The sequence below is a fragment of the Rheinheimera muenzenbergensis genome (assembly GCF_036984005.1).
Classification (GTDB): domain Bacteria; phylum Pseudomonadota; class Gammaproteobacteria; order Enterobacterales; family Alteromonadaceae; genus Alishewanella; species Alishewanella muenzenbergensis.
Genome location: NZ_JALAAR010000021.1, coordinates 21,790 through 44,062, shown reverse-complemented (window position 1 = coordinate 44,062; position 22,273 = coordinate 21,790). Strand labels below are relative to the sequence as shown.

Below are 22,273 nucleotides of genomic sequence, written 5' to 3'. Positions count from 1 at the left end.
TCCGCTTTTGGTGCCGGCTTAGCGCCGGTTGGCAAACAGATCGCGCAGTGCTAACGCGCTGAGTTTCAGCGTGCGTTGCTGCGTTTGATAATCGACATAGACTATACCAAAACGCTTGGCGTAACCTTCGGCCCATTCAAAATTATCCATCAGGCTCCAGGCAAAGTAACCATCTATCCGCACGCCGGCATTGATGGCATCTTCGGTCGCCTGCAAATGCTGTTGAAAATACGCCAGCCGTCGCGTGTCCTGTACAGCGCCATCTTGCAGCTGATCTGGCATTGCTGCGCCGTTTTCGGTGATATACAGCGGTGGCAGCGGGTAGCGCCGGTGCATTTGCAGCAGAATTTCGGTTAGGCCTTGCGGATAAATCTCCCAGCCCATGTCGGTAAGAGGCGGAGTATTAGGTGGCACGTCACTAAACCAGCCCTTGCTGTTAGCGCGGTACACAGTGCGGGTGTAGTAATTAATGCCCAGATAATCCAGTGGCTGGGCAATAATTGCCATGTCGCCGTCGGCGATGCTGGGTTGCTCGTCGGCAGGAAGCTGTTGTAGCAGGTCCGGGTAGCGGCCTTCAAACAGTGGCTGAATATACCAGTGGTTATGATACTGATCGGCCATCCGGGCGGCGCGCTGATCGGCGTCGCTGTTGGTTGCCGGGTAACAAGGGCTGAAATTCAGCACTATACCGTTTAGCGCCTGCGGTGCATTTTTTTGCAGCACCTGCATGGCTAAACCATGCGCCAGCAACAAATGATGGGCCACCTGGCGGCCCCATTGCCGGTTTTGTACACCAGGGGCATGAATACCGGCTTCGTAGCTTAAATAGGCACTGCAAAACGGCTCGTTTAAGGTGGCGTACGAATACACCCGATCGCCAAAAGCGCGGCTGACAATATCGGCATAGTCGGCAAACTTATAGGCAGTATCGCGATTTAGCCAGCCGCCGTTATCCTGCAAATACTGGGGTAAATCCCAGTGATACAGGGTAACAAAGGTTTTGATGTTTTTTGCCTTTAACGCATCAAGCAGGTTAAGGTAAAAATCCAGCCCGGCCTGATTAACGCTACCGTCACGGCGGATAATCCGGCCCCAGGCCAGCGACAGGCGATAGGCATCCACCCCCAGCGAGGCGATAAGCTCGACATCTTCGCGCCAGCGGTTCAGATGATCGCAGGCCACCAGGCCGTCAGAGCCATCTTTAATCCGCCCCGGCTCGGCACAAAAAGTATCCCAGATACAGGGCTCGCGGCTGTCGGCGGCGCCTTCAATCTGAAAGGCGGCCGTGGCTACACCAAATACAAAGTTTGGCTGCAACAGGGCTGAGTTATTCGCTAAGGTAATCTTCATCGTTTTTTTAGGGTTCCACTGTGCCAGTTTGCGGCTGACAGACAACAAAGTCGTTGCCATCAGCCGGATATATGCTATAAATGAAAGCGCTTACATCATACTAGACGGCGAAAAAGCGCGCGTCAATTAAAACCTAAAACATCCGGGGGGATACCATGGCCGTTACACCTACGCTGTCCGACACCACGCCGCAAGCGGGCTCAGGTAGTTCAGACAATTACCGCTTTGCTTTAACCAGCCTGACCTTTTTGTTTTTTATCTGGGGTTTTATTACTTGTCTGAACGACATCCTGATCCCGCATCTGAAAAACGTGTTCGATTTGACGTATTTTCAGGCCTCGCTGGTGCAGTTTTGCTTTTTTGGTGCCTATTTTATTGTCTCGGTGCCGGCTGGCGCTATGGTGCGCCGCCTCGGCTATCAGCAAGGTATCGTTGTCGGCATATTGGTGGCAGCGGCAGGTTGTGTGCTGTTTTATCCGGCGGCGGCGTTGCAAACGTATCCGCTGTTTCTTGCCGCGCTGTTTGTACTGGCCTCAGGTATTACCATTTTGCAGGTCGCGGCTAACCCCTATGTTACCGTTTTAGGCCGGCCGGACACTGCTTCCAGCCGTCTTACTATGACCCAGGCGTTTAACTCACTGGGTACGACGTTAGCGCCGCAATTTGGTGCCTTACTGATTTTTGGTGCCGCTACTGCCGCTGTTGGCAGTGCTGAATACAAGCTGCAGGAAGCGCAGTCGGTGCAACTGCCTTACCTGTTGCTGGCGGGCGTGCTGCTGTTGATGGCGGTCATTTTTGCCTGGTTAAAACTACCCAAGATGCACCAACAGGCAGCTGAGACTGCAGCACAACCGGCAACTCTGTCTATCTGGCAATACCGCCACCTGGTGTTGGGCGCTGTGGGTATTTTTGTTTATGTTGGCGCTGAAGTGTCGATAGGCAGCTATCTGGTTAACTTTATGCAGCAACCTGAGGTTGCGGGTATGACAGAAGTAGAAGCCGGACGCTACCTGAGTTATTACTGGGGCGGTGCTATGCTGGGCCGTTTTATTGGTGCCTTAGTGATGCAGAAAATCGCCGCCGGTAAGGTGTTAGCCTTTAATGCAGTACTGACAGTGGCGCTATTGGTTTTGGCCATTGCCAGCAGTGGCAGCCTGGCGATGTGGGCCCTGCTGCTGGTCGGTTTGTGTAACTCTATTATGTTTCCGACTATTTTCAGTCTGGCGCTAAACGGCCTTGGCCGCTACACCAGTAATGGCAGTGGCATTTTGTGCGCGGCCATTGTCGGCGGGGCGCTGGTGCCGGTGCTGCAGGGCATTCTGGCCGATACGCTGGGTTTGCAAATCAGCTTTATTGTGCCGCTTCTGTGTTATCTGTATATCGCTTTTTATGGTGCCATTGGCAGCAAGCCAACCGTTAACACTAAGCCGACCGTTAACACTAAGCCGACCGTTAACACTAAGCCGGAGGCACTATGACGTTGCAAACCAGGACGTTGCCACTGCTCTGTGCTGCCTTGGTGCTTAGCGGTTGTAACGATAACAGCCCTCAGCCGAAGGACACCGGGCCAGCAGACAAAGCCGCACAACACTGGCCGGTGTTGCAGTTACCGGTGTCACAGCAACCAGAGCTGGAGCAACGCATTAGCGACATGATGGCAAAGATGACGCTGGGGCAAAAAATTGCCCAGATGATGCAACCGGAAATTCGCGATATCAGCGTTGAAGATATGCGCCAGTACGGCTTTGGTTCGTTTTTAAACGGTGGCGGCGCTTTCCCCAATGATAATAAGCATGCCACGCCGCAAGACTGGATTGCGCTGGCCGAAGCCATGTATCAGGCGTCGGTTGACGCCAGCCTGGATGGCAGCAGTATTCCGGCCATCTGGGGTACTGATGCGGTACACGGCCATAACAATGTGATTGGTGCGACGTTATTTCCGCACAATATTGGCCTGGGTGCGGCACATAACCCGGCGCTGATTGAGCAAATTGCCCGGGTAACGGCGCGTGAAGTGATGGTAACCGGTATTGACTGGGTGTTTGCTCCCACGGTAGCCGTGGCACGCGACGACCGCTGGGGCCGTACTTATGAGAGTTACTCAGAAAACCCAGCCGTGGTGCATGATTACGCTGCTGCCATTGTTAAAGGCTTACAGGGCGCGCCGGATGCAGATTTTCTTGGCAGTGAGCGGGTCATTAGCACTGTTAAGCACTTTATCGGCGATGGCGGTACTGTTGCAGGCGATGATCAGGGCGACAATATTGCTACTGAGCAGCAACTGTTTGACATTCATGCTCAGGGCTATGTTGGTGGCTTGCAGGCTGGTGCGCAAACGGTGATGGCCTCTTTTAACAGCTGGCATGGCAGCAAAATACATGGCGATAAGTATCTGCTGACTGAGGTATTAAAAGACCGCATGGGTTTTGACGGCTTTGTGGTGGGTGACTGGAACGGTCATGGCCAGATCCCAGGCTGTACTAACGATAATTGCGCGCAGGCGGCGCTGGCCGGGTTGGACATGTACATGGTGCCGACACCGGCCTGGAAACCACTGTATCACAATCTGATTGCTCAGGCCGAAAGCGGTGAACTACCGCTTAGCCGCATTGATGATGCGGTACGGCGTATTTTACGGGTGAAGTTACGCGCTGGTTTGTTTGATAAACCCAGCCCGGCTAAACGGCCCTTGTCTGGCAAAACCGAACTGATAGGCTCGGCAGAGCACAGAGCGGTAGCCCATGATGCGGTGCAGCAATCGCTGGTGCTGCTGAAAAATAATGACAAACTGCTGCCGCTTGTACCGACACAGCGCATCCTGATCACCGGCGAAGGTGCGGATAATATCGGTATGCAATCCGGCGGCTGGAGTATCAGCTGGCAGGGCACGGGTAACAGCAACAGCGATTTCCCCGGCGGCAGCTCAATTTACGCCGGTATTAAGCAAGCGGTAGATGCCGCAGGCGGCCAGTTGGAATTAAGTACCGACGGCAGCTATCAACATAAACCGGATGTCGCGGTTGTAGTGTTCGGTGAGCAGCCCTATGCCGAGGGTAATGGCGATCTGGATAACCTGGAATTCCAGCGCGGCAATAAAACCGCTTTAGCGCTGCTGCATAAACTTAAAGCCGATGGCATTAAGGTGGTGTCACTGTTTATCAGTGGCCGGCCGTTATGGGTTAACCCGGAGCTTAATGCCTCTGATGCCTTTGTCGCGGTGTGGCTGCCAGGCAGTGAAGGCGTTGGTGTTGCCGATGTCATCATGGCCAAAGCAGATGGCAGTGTGAATGTCGATTTTCGCGGTAAATTATCTTTTAGCTGGCCAGCGACACCACAACAGCAGGCGAATGTGGGCGATAACGATTATCAGCCGCTGCTGCCCTATGGCTTTGGCCTGCGCTATGGTGAGCAAAGCACACTGAGCAACAAACTGAATGAGCAGGTTGCGCTGGATAATAGTCTGGCAGACTTAGTGTTGTTTGAGCGCGCCGTTAAACCGCCGTATCAGCTGGTGCTGCACAGTGATGGCCAAAGCCAGAACATGGACAGCAGCGTAGCGCAGCTGGGTAATATTGCCGTGCGCACCTTTGATAACAACGTACAGGAGGACGCCCGCCGTTTATCCTTTAGTGGTGAGGCTAAAGTTAGCTTAAGCAGCGCCTTTCCGGCTGATTTACGTACCTATCAGGAAACGCATAGCAGCCTGCAAATTACGTTGCAACACAGCGGCGAAATACCAGAGCTGGTGCTGCTGGGGATCGATTGTGCTGCAGAATGCGCGGCACAAGTGAACATTGCGCCGCAACTGCGTCAACTAGCTGCTGGCAAATGGCATGCTTTGAGCGTTGACTTGGGTTGTTTTGCCGGAGTGGATTTTGGCCGGGTATTTACGCCTATGTCGCTGGCAACAAAGACGCCGATGCAGTTAAGTTTTAGTGATGTGCGCCTGATCCCGCGCACTGCAGAGCAGGCGACAATCCGTTGTTCAGCTGGTTAACATAAGACAATAAACGGGCTGGCTGTTGTCAGCCCGGCAATGTCAATTGGCCGCATATGATAATTGACATTTACTTCACAAATATGGAAGATGCGCCATCAAATTCACATTAAATTATCATGATTTATTGGGACAAGGTGCAGGATGCATAACCAGCAATATGATGGCATAGTTCTGGAAGACAAATGGGGTAAAACCTATCTGTGCAGCAATTGCCTGTTTGCTTATACAGAATTAGGTGATAGTCATATCCGGGCGGTAAAAGACGTCATTTATGGCAGCTACTTTCTACACGACTTAGAACCACACTGGAACCTGCGCAACATTTGGCTTGATATTTACCGTTACGCCCGGCCGTGGGAATATGACCTCTCCATCTATTCTGATTTTCAGCTGCGTGACACCTTAATTCAAATGTTTGCCAACCAGGAACTGTGGGTATGGCAACTCACCGATGGCTGGGGCAAACCACCAGAAGGTAATAGCATAGGCGAAGGTGGCTTAGCACCAGCAGCCAGCAAAGCAGCCCCTGCACCCGCCCGCAAAAAAGCGCTTAAACCCGGTGGCGGTGTTACAACCGCAGATAGCGGCAACGCCACAACAGCAGCGCACAGCAATACCGATACGCCAGCGAATACCGTTGCTGCAACGCAAAGCGTAACCGAGCGTTTTGGCGATAATGAAGCCGTGTGGGTAATAGATGAGCAGGGGCGACCGGTATCCGTTACAGCGACGTTGAGCAGCAGTTACAGCGAAGCCCGTACGTCACAGGAAAAACAACATCAACGCACCGTAGGTGGCGATGCCCGTTTAAGCTCTGATGATGGTGGCCATATTATCGGCCACCGCTTTATGAGCGATCAGGGTTTAAAGAACCTGTTCCCGCAAGATGCTAACTTAAACCGCGGCGCTTATAAGTCGATGGAGAATGAGTGGGAAGACTGGACTAAAGAGGGTTATGAAGTAAAGCTTAGCGTCCGATTAGACCCGCCAGGTTCAGATAGGCCGGATAATATTGTTGCGAATTACAATGTTTACGATCCGAAGACAGGAAAAAGAGTTTTCAGACGACGACATAGCTTCGACAATAAGCGTGGCGAAGCATTTGAGCGTATCGCTCGTAGCGATATGCAAGACTATAGAGGTTAGAGATGAATGTTAATCCAAAGTATATTCGAGAAATAGGCGAGTTAGTTATGCGTTGTGACGACGTCATTGAAGAGCCAGCTTGGAAAGCGTTAGCTTTTGTATTTGATATCACTGAAGGTCATATGGCGAATTCAGGTTTTCTCTATGTTGATGATGAAATAATCCCGGCGGCAGCTGGCATCGAGGATGACCTTATGGCATTAGACAACAAAATTCTTGAATTCCGCGAAGCTATATTCGAAGCCTGTGGCCATAAGTTTGTGCAGCTACTGATTCAAATGAACTCGGCCGGTAAAATTCATATCGACTTTGAATTTGATAACCCCAAACGCTGGAATATGGGCCCGTCCAACTACCGCGCTATGCGCGAGCAACTGCGCCCCGCTTTTGACTGATAATACCTGTCCTAATGAAACATCTTAGCCCCGGTGCGGCCAAAGCCGCACTGGCGGCTTACGCTGAATTATTCGGCTTGCTGGCTGAAGAGATAAGCAGCACTGCCCTACCGCTAAACGCTTTAGCCTGGCCAAGTCTGATAAGTTGCTTACGGCTATTACTTAGTCGTCGCCGGGCAGTAACTTTGCAAGAAGGCCTGATGACTGGGTAATTGCGCTACCAGTCGCTGATTCTGTTGCTTAATTTGGCTAAGGAAATGGCTTAGCTCCTGCTCGCTCATCAGCTCGACTATAGGGTGATGTTGCTCTGGCATAATGCCCTGACCCAGCATCACCTGGGTCCAGGAGTTCTCACCAAATAACTCGTTCGGCACCTTAAATACCCGGCCGGTTTGCTTAAACAAGCGAATACGATGCGCCAGTGACTCAGGTATTGGCATACTTTGGCAATGGCGCCAAAATGCGCTGTCACGTCTGGCGGTAACCTGATAGTGCAGAATAATAAAATCACGGATATTCAGCACTTCGTGTTCAGTTTGCTGATTAAACTCGTCTATGTCAGCCTGGCTAATGCCTTTGAGTGGAAACATTTGCAGCAGGCGTACAATACTGCGCTGGATCAGGTGAATACTGGTCGACTCCAGTGGTTCAATAAAACCACTGGCTAAACCCAGTGCGATACAGTTTTTGTTCCAGTGTTTACGGCGCATGCCGGTGCGGAATTTAATTAAGCGCGGCTCGGTCAGTAAGTCGCCACTGATATTGGCCAGCAGCAGCGCTTTAGCCTGTTCATCTGAACAATACTTACTGCAATATACCAAGCCATTACCCACCCGGTGTTGCAGGGGTATTTGCCATTGCCAGCCGGCACCGTGGGCGATGGAACGGGTGTAGGGTACCGGCTCGCGTGTGGCGCGGCTTTGTACCGCAATTGCCGAATCGCAAGGTAACCAGTGGCTCCAGTCATCAAAACCGGTGTGCAGCGTTTGCTCAATTAACAGGGCGCGAAAGCCGGTGCAATCAATAAATATGTCGCCGGCGATACGCTCACCATTGGCCATTTGCAACGCTGTGATATCGCCGCTTAGCTCACAGGTTTCGACACTGGCTATTTTGCCCTCAATTCGCGTTGCGCCATGTTGTTCTGCCATAGCGCGCAAGAACTTGGCATACAAACCAGCATCAAAGTGAAAGGCGTAATTTAACGGCTGGTTCGGTAAATGGGCAAACTTGCCTGCCTTTGTTGCCAATAGCTCCGGGCAATAATCACCGTAGTCAGTGGCCAGTCCCAGTTGCTGGCCTTTCAGCCAAAAATGCTGAAAACCGGCCGCCCAGCAATCCTGGCCGGTGGTGCCAAAGGAGTGAATGTAGTCATGGCCCTGCTCGCGCCAGTTTTCAAATTGAATACCTAATTTAAAGGTGGCCTGGGTAGCTGCCATAAATTCAGCTTCGTTAATGCCCAGTAGCTTATGCAGGGTGAGTAACGGCGGAATGGTTGCTTCGCCGACGCCGACGGTGGCGATTTCATCACTCTCGATTAAACAAAGCTGTAAATGTTTACCCATTAATTTGCTGATAGCTGCGGCTGCCATCCAGCCGGCGGTACCACCACCGGCAATTACCACACGCTTGATTGCTTGCGACTGCATACAGGCCTCGTTGTTATCGATTGCGATATCAATTGCGTTTTCAATTGAGTCATCGGTTAAGTTTATTCAGCAGTTCGGCGCGGACTTGCCGGGCCTCAGTCTCAGTCAGGGGGCCTTGCAAACCACGCAGATGCTGCGGAATGTGTCCGGCATTACCGTCGCCAAACACGTAATGCTCAAAATGGGCTCGCCAGGCGGCTTTTTGCTCAGGCGGCAAGGCATTAATGCTCAGCATGGCTAACTTTAACGCCTGCTCTGGGCTGGGCGCGTAAGCCGGGCTATCGCGCCACCAAAAATTCATCAGCACATTAAGCGGGCTAAGCGCCTCAACATGATGCCACCACATGCTGGGAATAATCAGCGCGTCACCCGGTGCCAGTTCTACCACTTGCGCATGCCGCATTGCTTGCGCGAATTTAGGAAATTGGACTAAATCAGGCTTGGCAAAGTCTACCAGGCTGATCGCCCGGCCAGCAGGTGAGGCATCCAGTGGGCCTATGTACAAATTGGCCAACTGATCTGGCGGAAATAAGGTAAAGCGCCGGCGCCCGGCAATCACCACTGCCAAATTTTGCGGCAGGTCGGCGTGAGCCGCCACCCGGCTTTGGTTGCCAATCCACAAGCTAACCAAGGCATCTTTGGCCTGCTGCGCTAAGGCGGGTACCTGTTGCTGTTGTAACCAGTGCGGAAACCAGCGCGGTACAAAGCTGGCGCCGATATACCAGTGTGCTGCACCGGCAGGCGCCGCTAACAATTGTTCAAGTCTGGCTTGCAGTGGCTTAAAGTTAAAACTGCTGAAATCAGCATTGTAAAATACCCGGCCAGCACTTTGGGCATCACTGACAAAGGCTGTAAGCGGCTCGCCGCTGTAGTGGCTAAGCAGGTAGTCGGTAATGGCCGGCTCACCCTGTTTAGCCGCGCAAACTGCCGGCCAGTGCGGCGCAAAGCCCGGTAAATGCAGCGGCTGCGTGCTGTTGAGCTGTGCATAACTGATGCTATCGGCAGTCATGCCAGCCAGGGTTGCGACCGGTTGTGCGGCAGGCCACATCTTAGCTGACAGCCAACAATTGATTTTTAAAACCTATCAGACGCGCAAACTGCGATTGCGAGGCCAGCATCATGTAAATGGCTTCTAAATAGCCCGCCTGTTGCAATTGCGCCAGCTGCCCGGCACTGAGCTGGGCTAAGCGTGGCTCGTTAATGGTATAAAAGCCATGCAGGCTGTGCTGTTGCCCGTTGTTTAACGTGACATCCAGCACAAAAGATTCAATCAGCTCCAGTGTCAGCAGTTGCTGGCTGAACTGTTTAGCATCGGTAATGCCATGGTGCAGCGTTTCCAGTTGCCCGGCGACTTGCTGTAAATAGGGACTGTGACCACCGAATGGCAAAAACAAGGCTTCACCCGTGCTGCTGCTGACTTTTGGGTGCGCCATATCAATGTGGATCACGCGCTCACCGTTTTGCAGACCAATGGTAAACGGCTCACGACTAATATCCAGCGGGACATAGCCGGCCTGCCAGCCCTGCTGCTGTACAAACAGGTTTTCACCTGTTTGAAAGCCCAGTAATAGTACTGGCATAAACTGGCCGCTGTTGCCGTCTTTGTAAAACAAGATGGGGTAATAGGCTTGGGCCGCGCGAAACTCAGCCGGAAAACTCAAACAAAACATTTGGTTATCACCCAGCTGTGGGCTACGTTCGGTGCGGATCTTTACGCCAAGATGGTCGGCGTTGTTGAGTAATTCGATAGTAGCCATCTGCTCCCCTTTAAATTTTTTGTAAGCCGTGAGCTTTGATCTGGTTTAATAATTCGCGATTACTGACCAGGCCCGCTCTGAGCTGCTGAGTTTTCTGTTGTACTTCGGTAAACGCCTGTTGTGCGCGTAAACCTGAACCTGCTTTTAGCGGTGGGCGGCTGGCAGGTAAGTGCCGCATGCCATATAAAATATACTGGTAACTGGCGGCCGGAAACAATTCTTCTGCCTGCGGTAAATCATAGCGGCTTGGCACAAATTGGTGCCACATCATTAGTTTTTCCTGCAGTGACGACGGTATCGAGCTTTCAGCACGCTGGGCCAGCCAGTAATCGCTGTCATGCCGGTTCGACAATACGTAATGCAATTTTAAAAATTCAACAATTTGCTGCCAGCGATAACGGAATGTTTGATTAAAGCGCTCTGCGACTATGGCCAGCTGTGCCGGGTTACGCGGTAATTGCTCGCTGATAAACTTCGCCGACAATTCAACCATCACCAGGGCGGAGGCTTCTAAGGGCTCAATAAAGCCGGCTGCCATACCCACCGCCACGCAATTGTGGCGCCAAAACTGTTGCCGGTAGCCCGGTGTAAAGCGGATTAGTCTGGCTTGGTAGCGGGCATTAAACTGCTGCTCGGTTAACTGCAGATATTGCGCCAGAGTCGCCCGCGCCTGCTGTTCATTGGTATGGCCGCTGTGGTGTACAAAACCGATACCACGCCGGCTGGGTAAACCGATATCCCAGACCCAGCCTTGTGTCTGGGCAGTGGCCAGCGTTGCCGATGCTATTGGCGTGTGCTGATTGTCATAAGCCACCTGCACCGCTAAAGCGCTGTCGTTAAGTAAACAGTGCTGCACACTGAGCAGTGGTGTTTGATAATGCTGGCCGATGAGCAAGCCCGGCAAGCCCGAGCAATCGACAAATAAATCGCCGCTGAGGTTACCATGTTGTGCCGTCTGCAGCGCCGCTATACGGCCATCTGCATGACTCTGTACTGCGACGACATCATCGACAATGTGCTGCACACCAAGCCGTTTGGCATGCTGGCTTAGTAAATCAACAAACTTAGCGGCATCCAGATGATAACCGTAGTTTTGTAAGAAGGCGTATTCGGGGGTCGATATGCGTTTAGGCGCTAAGCCTGCGGCAATGACTGCCGGTTGGCTGGATACCGCTGCGGCAAACTCAACGTGCTCCTGATAGCCAAACCAATGCTCGGCGATGTCCAGTTCATTCGCCGCCACCGGTGCAGTAAACGGATGGTAATAGCAATCCTGCGCTGAAGCAGTGCGCCATTGCCGGAACACACTGCCTTGCTTAAAGCTGGCATCGCAGCTTAGTATGAATTCGGTTTCAGAAATGCCAATCCGCGCTAAGGTGGCGCGCATTGATGGCCAGGTTCCTTCGCCAACGCCGATGGCAGGCAGTGACGCAGATTCAATCAGGCTGATAGTAACCAAAGGGTCTGCTTGATGATCAGCCGCCAATAACGCCGCCGTAAGCCAGCCTGCACTACCACCACCCAGCACCACAATATTTACCGCGCCGGCGGCAGAGGAGGGGCGGTTTGCAGTACTTGACAGGGTATCCGTTGCGGGCGAATCGGTTGCTTGCATTATGACCACTTCTTGTAAAAAGTAGCCATCTTGCGATGGCTACTTGTTCAGGGCAACAACATCTTAGAACGTGTAACGCGCACCGATGTTAAAACGACGACCTGTTTCAGTATAGTTCACCAGTTGCAGTGAATTACGCTCGTGTGAGCGCATCGACTCGTTGGTCAGGTTAATGGCTTCAATAAAGAAGGTGAGCTTTTCAGTGACATCGTAGCTGGCACTGGCATCCCATTGTCCGTAAGCTTCTACGTAAACCGGGTTTTGTAAGCCCTGGCCATTCACCGTTGCTGACAGGAACTTATCACGCCAGTTATAGGCGATACGCGCCTGGATACCATCTTTATCGTAGAAACCGACCAGGTTGTAAGTGTCGCTCATGCCAAGTAAAGCAAATTGCTCACCCAAACTGAAGTTGTCGTAGTTAAAGTCGCCGTCGACCAGGGTGGCGTTGGCAATGACACCAAAGCCGGTCTCACCGATTAAGTGCTGCAGCGCAAACTCCCAACCGTCTAACTTGGCGTCGTCCTGGTTAACCGGAATAGTGATATCAAAGGTTGCTGGTGTATCGCCAGCTACACCGAGGATAAAGCCGTTAGCATCAATGGTTTCCGGGTAGTTTGCTTTGATGTAATCACGTATAGCCGTGGTGTTGTTACCCACAGCAGCAAGCGCCTCGGCATAACGCTGGCCTTGTGCCGGGTGGGCTAAGTTGAATGTTTGCTCTTCAACGGTAGTCCGGCCGATAAAGTTCTTCGCTTTTTTCCGGAAGTAACCTGCGGCCATATAGCTGCCTTCGCCGTAGTACCACTCTACTGACAAGTCGAGGTTGGTTGATTCAAACGGGTCTAAGTCAGGGTTGCCGCGGGAACCGGTGCCGCCGTCAATCCGCACCAGTGAGTTAAGCGTTTGTCCGCCCTGAATGTCAGCATAGCTGGGCCGGGCAATGGTTTTACTTACCGAAGCACGCAGCACAACGTCATCCACCACTTCAATATTGAAGTCGATGTTTGGCAACACATTGGTGTAACCGCCGGTTAGTTCAGTGAAGTCACTTTCACCGGTGCTAATCAGGTTAAATTCGTTGTCACCGGCCCAGGCGATACCGTTGTATACCGGTACCAAAGCGCTGGAGTTAACATCTGTTTTCTCATAACGGACACCGGCGGTTAAGCCATACGGACGGTCAGCAATGTCGCCGGCAAAGTTGAACTGCAGATAAGCAGAGGTTTGCTCTTCGGTCGTGCGCCGATCAGTGGTCATGTTAGATGAGGCACAGAACGAGGTACCGCAATCACCTACTGCACCTAAGGCACCGTATTTATCGTTAGCAATTTGACGAATGGTATTGAAATCCCAGCGGAAAAACTCTTTTAGCATGTCACTGCTGGTGGAGGCATCAAAATTATCCGCCAATTGGTCAAGCTGAAATACCGACGGATCTATATCGCCGGCAGCGCCTAAACCGCCCCAGTTATCCTGTTGCACGTTAGAAAAGGCCGAGCGGTTTTTGGTTTCTGAACTTGCCACACCGAAATCGATGCTGGTTAACAAGCCCTTATCAAACACATAGTTACCGCGAATTTGTACTTGCTCAATGTCGCTGCGCATTTGACTATTACGGAATGAACTACCCGTTATACGCACATCTTCACCTTTAATACCGGTAAAGCCATCCGGATAAGCCACGGCTAAAGTCGGCAAATCGCTGTCAAACCGCGCTGTCGTTACCGAACGTACAAAGGTGGCAGTACCGATAGTATTGTTGCTGCCAAACGGGCTGTCGGGGCGAGAAACCGCTGAAGAATCGTGGTAATCCAGCTCCAGTTTCAGGTTGTCGTTAACTTGCCATTTAACGTTTAAGCCCAGTGATTTATTCTCGTTCATGGTAGAGAACTGGCCAGCGCCCATGGCTAAATCGCCTGGTGCGGCAAAGGCTTCTGAGTAGACAATTGGCGCTGCTACCGGGCCGTCGCTCCATACACCCGTTGACGGGCCAAAGTTAAACCAGGCCGACACGTCGTTATAACGGTCTGTTACTTCGTTTTTCGAATAGGTGTAGTCCAGCGTGGTGGTTATAGCCTCAACCGGGCGGTATTGCAGTACTAACTGGCCATTAGTGCGGGTACGTTCTACTTCATGAAAAGCAAAACCTAAACTTTGCGGTACTGAGTAAACCGAGTCTGCAGCAGGGTAATTTTGATGGGCGTTGTCACCATCAGGGATCAAACCACCCCAGTCAGCATTGCCGCCATCCCAGTCGTAGCCATTGATATGACCCGGGAAGGTACGCCAGCCGCCGGTATTGGCTTGTTTGTTACCGCTATCACGCTGTTGATAGGAGCCGCTGATGGCCACACCAAATTTGTCGTCGTTAAAGGTGTTGCTATATAAACCAGATAACTCAGGCGTGATATCTGCGCCTTCGTCAGTTGACTGATCCATTACACCTTTAACGCCAAAGGTCGCTTTCATGCCAGGCGCATTTAATGGCTTAGTGGTCAGAATGTTTATGGTTGACCCCATACCACCGGTGGCAATGCTGGCGCGGCCGGTTTTATACACTTCAACGCCGGCAACACCCTCTGATGCCAGGTTAGCAAAGTCAAAGGAGCGTGATGAGGATGCAGTCGTGGCTTCTAATGACGAGGCGGGCATTTGCCGGCCGTTAAGCATAACCAGGTTAAATTCCGGACCAAAGCCCCGCACTGTCACCCGACTACCTTCACCGTTTGAGCGATCAATGGCTACGCCGGTAATGCGTTGTAATGATTCTGCCAGGTTAGTATCGGGAAATTTACCAATATCTTCGGCAGAAATCGCATCCACCACACCAGTTGAACTACGTTTCACATCCATCGACTTAACTAAACTGCCGCGGATACCTGACACCTGAATAATTTCTATCTCTTCATTGCTGCTGTCTGTTATCGCATCTTGAGCATAGGCAGGCGCCAGCATGCCGGCACCTGTGATCAGTGACAAACTGAACGCTAAGCGCGATAGTTTGAAACGTGTTTGCTTCATACCGTTCTCCCGTGTTTACTTAACTTGTTATTGTTGTATGGTAGCGCTTACATTTTTTACGTAAGCGCTTTCTAAAAAATTGTAAGCGCTTACAAAAGGTAGAGTAATAGCAATAGGGCGTCAATAGTAATTAGCGAAAAACTTGCACAAATATACAGCACTATGCCTGACTGTGGTGCAATGTTGCGACACTTTGGTGCCGGTTATTGCAGTAAAACACCATTGAGGCTAAGACGGACCCAGCCTGACAGGGTGTCTGCCAGGCCGGGCTAAGCTTAGGTGGCCGCGATGGCCGCCAGCTGTTATTGCCGCGCCGCTTTTATCTCAGCCAACATCTGCAGTACGTCAGGGCGTTGCAGAATGGTATCGATATTGTCAGACAGTTTTCTGCGCCAGTTTGGGTACTCGGTACTGGTACCGGGTATATTTACCGGCGTGGCCATTTGCAGTAAGTCTTCCAGCTGAAATGCCAGTAGCTTTGCCGGTTGTTGCGCGACAAACAGGTGGCTGTGGCGGATCATGGCCGTATAGTCGGTGTCTGCAAATTGCAGACGTTGGCGCATCAGTTGTTTTTCGTCTGCGCGCAGCTGGTACAAACTGCTTGCTACCTGTGCATTTGGAAATAAATCCAGCTGATGGCGCAGTTCCAGATCCTGTTGCTGCCAATAACCTACCATAGTGGGCATATCATGGGTGGTGACCGTTGCCAGTGCCAGCTCGGGGTAGGTTTGGGCGGCATGATCATAACTGCCGGGCTTTTGTTCCAGCATAAATACCCGGTATGAAAGTACCTGATATTGCGCCATTAAATGGCTGATTTCTACCGGCACTGTGCCTAAGTCTTCACCTATTACTACACAGCTGTTGCGCTGACTTTCCAGTGCCAGGATGGCAAACAGTTCCGCCGCCGGCAGGCGTAAATAAGCACCTGCGGTGGCATCAGTGCCAAGAGGGCAGCACCATAAGCGTAATAAAGCCATCACATGGTCCAGCCGCAGTGCACCGGCATAGCGCATATTGGCCTGGATCAGTTCAATAAAGGGCTGGTAGGCTTTTTGGCGCAGCGTATCGGGGTTAAATGCCAACAAGCCCCAGTTCTGGCCTTTGGGCGCCATAATGTCGGCCGGGGCACCGACACTTAAATCCATTAAATAATCTTCCGGAGCTGCCCAGCTTTCAGCACTGCTGCGGCTGGTGCCAACGGCGACATCGCAGTACAGGCCAATGGCCATGCCGTGTTGCTGACACAGCTGTTTAACCTGCCGCAGTTGCAGCTGTGCCTGCCACTGCAGATACAGTTGCAGATCAACAGCATCTTTATTGGCCAGCGCAAATTCTGCTACGGCTTTGCCGCGTGGGTCGCGCAGTTCCGGCGGGAAGTTTTGCCAGGCTGCCATGTCCCAATTTTGCCGGAACAGTTCACCTTGCAGCACCTGATGAATAGCCAGCAGTTGCAGGCTTTCACCGCCTTGCTGGACAAACTGACGGAACTCAGCTGCACGCTCACTGTTGGTTGCCAGATGCAGTTGTTTAAAATGGCGGAATAATGTGCCGGCGATGGCTTTTTTCACCGCGGCTACGCCAATGTAGTCGACATCTGCCGTCTGACGCAGGCTGGTCAGCTGTTGCTGAAAGGCTGGCGCTGCGACTTGCTGTTGCGCTTCGCTGCACTCGGCAAAATCGGCGCAGTATTCCAGTGCGACATATTGGGTGTTCAGCCACAGCCGGCTGTTCGGGCTGTAAGGGCTGCAATCCTGCGGCAACTCAGGGTATAGCGCATGGAGCGGGTTCAAACCGATAAAGTCGGCGCCTTGAGCTGCCAGCGGTACTATCATCTGCTGCAGGTCGGCAAAGTCACCCAGACCCCAGTTGCGTTCAGACTTAACGGCATACAACTGAATGGCCGGGCCAAACGTTTTGTGTAACACCGCTTTGTCATGTAGCTGAAAACAGCGTTGCGGCGTAATGATTAGCTGCTGGCGGTATTCAGCTGTAGCATTGCGCAGCGTAAGCTGGTGATAACCCAGCGGCAGGCTGACATCCAGTATCGCCTCTGCTGCCAATACTTCGCCCTTGCTGGTAGGCTGTCTGGCAATAATATCGCTGGCGCTGATGTGAATGGTGCCGTCATAGTGCTGCTGCTCTTCCGTGACAATCTGCCATTGCCAGTCACTCTGCGCCTGATGCTGCACTTGCTGAATACGCACTTTTAACTGCTGGCCTTCGGTGCACACTGTTACCGGTGCAACGACTTCCAGCCACGGACGCTCTGTCAGGCTGGTGATCTGGCGCTGTAGCGCCGCGTCTGTCGATAAGTCAAACCCCATGGCCTGCAAAATAGCCTGTTGTTTATCCAGGCTGATATGTTCGGTATGGCCCTGCGCGTGTACATAGCTGTCCTGCAGACCCGCCAATGCAGCGAGTTGCTTAATTAGTTCCATAGTTCACCTGTTACCCTGCCTGACGCCTGAATAAAGCGCTGGGTTCGCCCTTGTTGTTTATGCTGACGGAAACTGCCCGGAGCGCAGCCCTGCCAGCTTTTAAATGCTTTTTGAAAACTACTTTGTTCGGCAAAGCCAAGTTTGCTGGCAATTTGTTGCAGGCTTAGCTCAGTCTGTGCCAGATAATGCAACGCGGCCTGATGGCGACAGCTGGCAAGCAATTGGCGAAACCGGGTATGCTGTTGTTGCAATAGTCGCTGCAGCGTACGGTTACTCAGGTGCAGCTCAGCCGCCACCTGTGCCAGTGATGGTTGCTGTGGTAATTGCCTGAGGATCTGCAGCTGTACCTTCTGCAAAATATCTGTGCTGGCCGGTACTGTGTTATCGCTGTTCACTGTTGTTCCTGTTGCGAAGAAATTAACCCGCTGAATTGCCTGCATGTCGTGCGGTTTAAGCATAAATCAACGCTGTCTGGTTATTAAACCTGCTGCATACGTATGCAGTTGAAATAGTTTGCCTGCTGCTGAAAATAACAGCAGCCCGGCGCGGTTGCGCCAGGCTGTCTGGTTGTTTATGGCTGGGCACATTGCTCAATTTTCAATGTGCCAACGTTGTTACCGCTGGCCGGGTTAGCGCTGTTTAGCTGTAAACTAAAGCTATAGCGGCCGTTGCTCAGTGCGGTGCGGTTGTTGCTGGTGCCGGCATCTTTGTATGCCACCTCGTAGCTTGTGCCTACTGCCAGCGCAGCGGTATCAATATTGCCACTGCCATCCTGCACCCAAAGCTGTGTCGTCCAGCTGCCATCGTCTGATGCCAGCTTAAACTCAAACTCGCCGTCAAAGTCAGCAACGGCCTGATACAGATTGTTGCCCTTGTAACGCAGGCGGTAAGTTTCTTGTGGGTTCCAGCCCGAATGGCTGCCACGCACATACAGCTGGCCCGAACCGGCGATGGCAAAAGGCGCAGCGTCACCGGAGTCCGCTACGGCGCAGTCGACCAGTGCATTGCTCAGCGTCAAACTGATAGTCGGTTCGTTGCCGGTGACATCCAGTACCAGCGCATAGGTGCCAGCGGTATCCAGCATCACATCAAACAGATTGCCGGCGGCATTGAGTGGCAGCGAGCCTGCGGCAACGTTCAGCTCAGCGACACCCAGCGCTAAAGCGGCGTTGTCACTGATATCAAACTGATAGCTGCCGGCTGCCAGTGTCAGGGTCAGGCTGTAGCGGCCCTGATCGTCATACACCATGGCGGCGTCTGCGCTGCCAAAACCGCGGCTGTACAGTACGGCATCACCATAGGGCGAGCTGACCCGATCCGGATCGGCGGCCAGACCGGTGCCCTGCGCGCCCAGTTGTGGTTTAACAAATACCGCAGCAGTGTAAGCCGGTACAGTGAACGTATTAGCATTTACACTGGCTAAGCGGGTGCGGCTGTCGGCTGATTGTTGCTGCAGTGCATGCAGGCTAAAGCCATTGGCGGCACTGATAGTGTGCTGCTGGCTGTTAGCGCTGCCGTTGATAATCACCAGCATGGCATCGACAGCCGGATCCAGATCGGGCAAACCGATTCCATCGTCCAGGCTCATCACAATCAGGCCGGGAGTTTGCGCCGGACCGGTGTTATGAAAGCCAAGCCGGGCAATAACGTCGGCGCTGCTGCGTAATTTCAGCAAGGGGCTGTCGCGGCGGATCTGCAGAAACTCGGCAAACACATCGCGTGAGGTGGCAATTTCACTGGCATCTACTGCGATATTGGCGTTAGCTGCCAGGGCGGCAATCCGCGTCTGATCCGGGTTATCCTGTGCCAGCGGTAAACCGACATTCCAGTTGTTGCTGCTGCCATCGTAAAACACCCGGTTAAACCAGTCGCCTGAGTCATAGCTGTTGCGGTCTAATGACTTAGAGCGCAGGTTATCAATACCGAACTGGAAGAACGGAATACCCTGGCTCAGCAGCGGTATTGCTGCCGTAAGATTGTGAATACGCCGACGCTCTGCCGCAGCCAGGCTGGCGGGCAGTGCATACTGCAGTTTGTCCCACAGGGTTTCGTTGTCGTGTTTATCAACATAATTGATGATATCAGCTGGGTCGCCGCCATAGGCAGATTGAGAAAAACGGTAGCCTTCACGGCGCTGACCGTCCTTGTCTTCCAGCACGTAGTCTTTGAGCGTACCGGCCAGGCCTAAGCGGATATGATCGGCATTTTGCAGGTTGACCGTCGTTTGCGACAGCGCGGCATCGCGCAGCGTATCGCGTGGCCTGTCATTAAAGGTACCAATTTCAGTGGCGGCCAGGTTGGCCTGTGTCGCCTGTTCAAATAAGCGGTTGTTGGCGACTTCACCGAAATTCCAGCCTTCGCCATAGAAATAAGTGTCTGGGTCAACGGCGGCTACCGCGGCGCGGGCATCCAGCAGTAGCTGTTTTGGCAAATGGCCCATGATATCAAAGCGGAAGCCGTCAATACCGTAATGCTGCGCCCAGTACACCAAGGATTCGCGGATAAATTTGGCCATCATTTTCTGCTCTGGCGCGGTGTTTTCGCAGCAGGTTGAGCGCTCCATCTCACCGCTGACTTCGTTATAACGGTGGTAGTAGCCGGGCACCAGTTTATCGAATACCGAGTTGTCATACAGGCCGGATGAGGCAGTGTGGTTGTAAACAACATCGAGCACCACGCGATAGCCCAGTTGCTGCAGTGCTGCCACCATCTGGCGGAACTCGACAATACGTGCCGTGCCGTCGGCGTCAGAGGCATAGCTGCCTTCCACCACATTAAAGTGGTGCGGATCATAACCCCAGTTAAAGCCATCGATGCCACGCAATGCTGACGTTAACGACGCTGCCGCGCTGCTGGCCGGGTCAAAACTGTCAAAGGCCTGCAGCAGCGTCAGGCTGTCGCCCAGCTGGCCGCAGACAGAGGCAGCAGGTACTTGCTGACACAATTGGCCCACGGTGCTGTTAAGGCTTAAGGTGTTGCTTTCGTTAATGCTGGCCAGATCATTGGCCGGTAGCAGATGGAAATAATTCACACCGGCATCGGCCAGGCGCTGCAAATACTGGTAAGCGGCACTGCCGGTTTCAGTCAGCGCCAGATACTTGCCACGGTTAGCGCTGCTGGTGGTGCTATCCAGTATGCTTAAATCACGTAAATGCGCTTCCAGAATTACCGCATCTTCCGGCGCGGCAATCGTCGGTACACTGCGGTTTTGCCAGTTAGCCGGTTGCAGGCTGGCGGCGGTCATATCAACAAACTGCGAGTAGCGGCCATTGGCCGAGGTGTTTACTGAATAGGGATCTGTGGCCTGCATTTGCTCGACGGCGCGGGTCTGCGGGTGATAGGCCGTTACTGCAAAGCGGTAGTATTTACCCTCTGCCGTTAATGGCGCTGTAGCCTGCCAGATGCCGTTATTGTCTTCCTGCATCGGGTAGCTGGCAAAGCTGCTCTTGTCGGCATTGAATACCTGCAGCGTTAACTGCTGTGCCGTCGGCGCCCAGACAGCAACATCGATAGCATCATTCTGGTAGCTGATACCCAAAGTCTGCTCATCGGCATCATCGTTGCCAGCTGTGTACAGACTGTCCAGTGCTTTAGCGCTTTGCACGTAACTGGCGTGTAGCGGCGTATCGTCGGCATCAAAGGCCGCCAGCACTAACTGGCTTTTTACCAACTGCTTCAGTTGTGCCGCTGTTGCACTAAGCCGGTACGCATGCCAGCCGCTGGCTAAATGTGGCACCCGCGCTTGCTGGCTGGCATCCAAAGACGTTGGCGTTAATCGCAGGCTAAGATCGGCAGTAAAGCTTTCATCCAGTTGGGCGTCGGTTGATGCCAGCAGGCGTACATCGCTGTCGTCGCGATTCCACAGCAGGATTTGTGCATCCAGCCAGTGCGCAGCGCTGTCGCTTACGCCAAACGCCGGTTCAAACACCACGTCAGACGGACTAGTGAAAATGCCCACACCGGCTACCACAAAGGCCCAACGTGCTGTGCTGAATGTGAGTACCTGATCGTTGCCGTCAGGTTCTTTTGCGTCGCCTTTGTGCACTATGTAGTTTGCACAGCTGGCGCTGCTTTTAGTATCAAATAACCAGTAGGCGCCGTACACCGGGTCTATGCCATCCGGGCTCAGGCCGGTTGCCCAGTCGGTGCCAGCATCATCGGCCAGGTCGGCGTAGGCATTGCAGCTGCTGTTGTTCCAGGCATGCAGGATCCAGCCGTCGTAGTTATCGTCCTGACGGAAATAATAAATAACACCCTGGCTGGCGGTTGGCACAATAGACGGGCCGGAACCGCCAACAGCGTCGGCGATATTGACCTGAAGGCTAAAATTGCTGCCGGCGTTTTTACTGTCGGTTGCTCTGAGTGTTACGCTGTAACTGCTGCCGGCTGCTGCCAGTAAGTTGGCACTGCTGGCAACGCTGAGCGCACCGCTTTGGCTGTTAATACTAAAAATGGCTTTGCTGTCGGTCAGTTGCCAGCTAATGCTGTCGCCCTGCGCATCAGTAGCGGTGGCGGTATAGACGACAGCCGCATTGCTTTGTTCGGCGGCAAGGTTAAGGCTGGCCGCTGAGGTAATTTGTGGTGCCGTGTTGCCGGCGACACAACGTTGCTGTTGATTGTCATAAACCTGGCCTGCCGGGCAGTCAGGTGTGGTCGGTGCGGAGTCTGAACCGCCACCGCAGCCGCTGAGTGCAGCGCCAAGCAACAGCAGCGCAGCACGCCAGGCGGGCTGCGTTAAAGAGAGTGCGAACATGTTTCTACCCTGTCATGTTGTTTATTATTTATCGCTGGCTGTAGCCAGTTCTGTTGCTGACTATAGAACCAGAACGGCCACTGTTGTTGATGAATACGTATGTAGCCGGTGAGTTTTTGTACAGCGGGCCGGTATCAGCAAAG

At 52.8% G+C, this 22,273-nt stretch carries 13 protein-coding genes; 4 read left to right on the top strand and 9 right to left on the bottom strand.

The window, feature by feature from the left end; translation table 11 throughout:
* Positions 1–18: 18 nt before the first annotated feature.
* Entirely contained in the window at positions 19–1,410 is a 1,392-nt protein-coding gene (locus MN202_RS18385) for a GH1 family beta-glucosidase (RefSeq protein WP_335737606.1), read from the bottom strand.
* A 95-nt stretch (positions 1,411–1,505) separates the two neighbouring features.
* Here MN202_RS18385 and MN202_RS18380 point away from each other — a divergent pair, with 95 nt between their 5' ends.
* From MN202_RS18380 to MN202_RS18365, 4 genes are all read left to right on the top strand, one after another.
* Complete coding sequence (locus tag MN202_RS18380; protein ID WP_335737605.1) at positions 1,506–2,828, top strand: sugar MFS transporter; 1,323 nt, start codon at positions 1,506–1,508, stop codon at positions 2,826–2,828.
* The gene (locus tag MN202_RS18375) at positions 2,825–5,347 is read left to right on the top strand and encodes a glycoside hydrolase family 3 protein (protein WP_335737604.1); all 2,523 of its coding nucleotides are present in this window, start codon (positions 2,825–2,827) and stop codon (positions 5,345–5,347) included. Before MN202_RS18380 ends, MN202_RS18375 begins: the two co-directional genes overlap by 4 nt.
* A 144-nt stretch (positions 5,348–5,491) precedes the next feature.
* Positions 5,492–6,496 (top strand): DNA/RNA non-specific endonuclease, encoded by a 1,005-nt coding sequence (locus MN202_RS18370; RefSeq protein WP_335737603.1) that lies wholly within the window; start codon positions 5,492–5,494, stop codon positions 6,494–6,496.
* 2 nt (positions 6,497–6,498) lie between these two features.
* Positions 6,499–6,891, top strand: a complete 393-nt coding sequence (locus MN202_RS18365; RefSeq protein WP_335737602.1) for a hypothetical protein — start codon at positions 6,499–6,501, stop codon at positions 6,889–6,891.
* A gap of 158 nt (positions 6,892–7,049) precedes the next feature.
* Here MN202_RS18365 and MN202_RS18360 read toward each other — a convergent pair whose 3' ends face one another.
* The 8 genes from MN202_RS18360 to MN202_RS18325 form a co-directional block, all read right to left on the bottom strand.
* Complete coding sequence (locus MN202_RS18360) at positions 7,050–8,540, bottom strand: tryptophan halogenase family protein (RefSeq protein WP_335737601.1); 1,491 nt, start codon at positions 8,538–8,540, stop codon at positions 7,050–7,052.
* Positions 8,541–8,589: 49 nt separating this feature from the next.
* Complete coding sequence (locus MN202_RS18355) at positions 8,590–9,588, bottom strand: cupin-like domain-containing protein (protein ID WP_335737600.1); 999 nt, start codon at positions 9,586–9,588, stop codon at positions 8,590–8,592.
* 1 nt (position 9,589) lies between these two features.
* Positions 9,590–10,297: a SapC family protein gene (locus MN202_RS18350; RefSeq protein WP_335737599.1), complete on the bottom strand. Its 708-nt coding sequence runs from the start codon at positions 10,295–10,297 to the stop codon at positions 9,590–9,592.
* Positions 10,298–10,307: 10 nt separating this feature from the next.
* Positions 10,308–11,912, bottom strand: a complete 1,605-nt coding sequence (locus MN202_RS18345) for a tryptophan halogenase family protein (RefSeq protein ID WP_335737598.1) — start codon at positions 11,910–11,912, stop codon at positions 10,308–10,310.
* 63 nt (positions 11,913–11,975) lie between these two features.
* Entirely contained in the window at positions 11,976–14,936 is a 2,961-nt protein-coding gene (locus tag MN202_RS18340) for a TonB-dependent receptor (RefSeq protein ID WP_335737597.1), read from the bottom strand.
* 302 nt (positions 14,937–15,238) lie between these two features.
* The gene (gene malQ, locus MN202_RS18335; RefSeq protein WP_335737596.1) at positions 15,239–17,377 is read right to left on the bottom strand and encodes a 4-alpha-glucanotransferase; all 2,139 of its coding nucleotides are present in this window, start codon (positions 17,375–17,377) and stop codon (positions 15,239–15,241) included.
* Positions 17,368–17,772 (bottom strand): helix-turn-helix transcriptional regulator, encoded by a 405-nt coding sequence (locus MN202_RS18330; RefSeq protein WP_335737595.1) that lies wholly within the window; start codon positions 17,770–17,772, stop codon positions 17,368–17,370. The genes malQ and MN202_RS18330 overlap by 10 nt, the downstream gene beginning before the upstream one ends.
* Before the next feature lie 176 nt (positions 17,773–17,948).
* Entirely contained in the window at positions 17,949–22,130 is a 4,182-nt protein-coding gene (locus MN202_RS18325; RefSeq protein WP_335737594.1) for an alpha-1,6-glucosidase domain-containing protein, read from the bottom strand.
* Positions 22,131–22,273 lie beyond the last annotated feature (143 nt).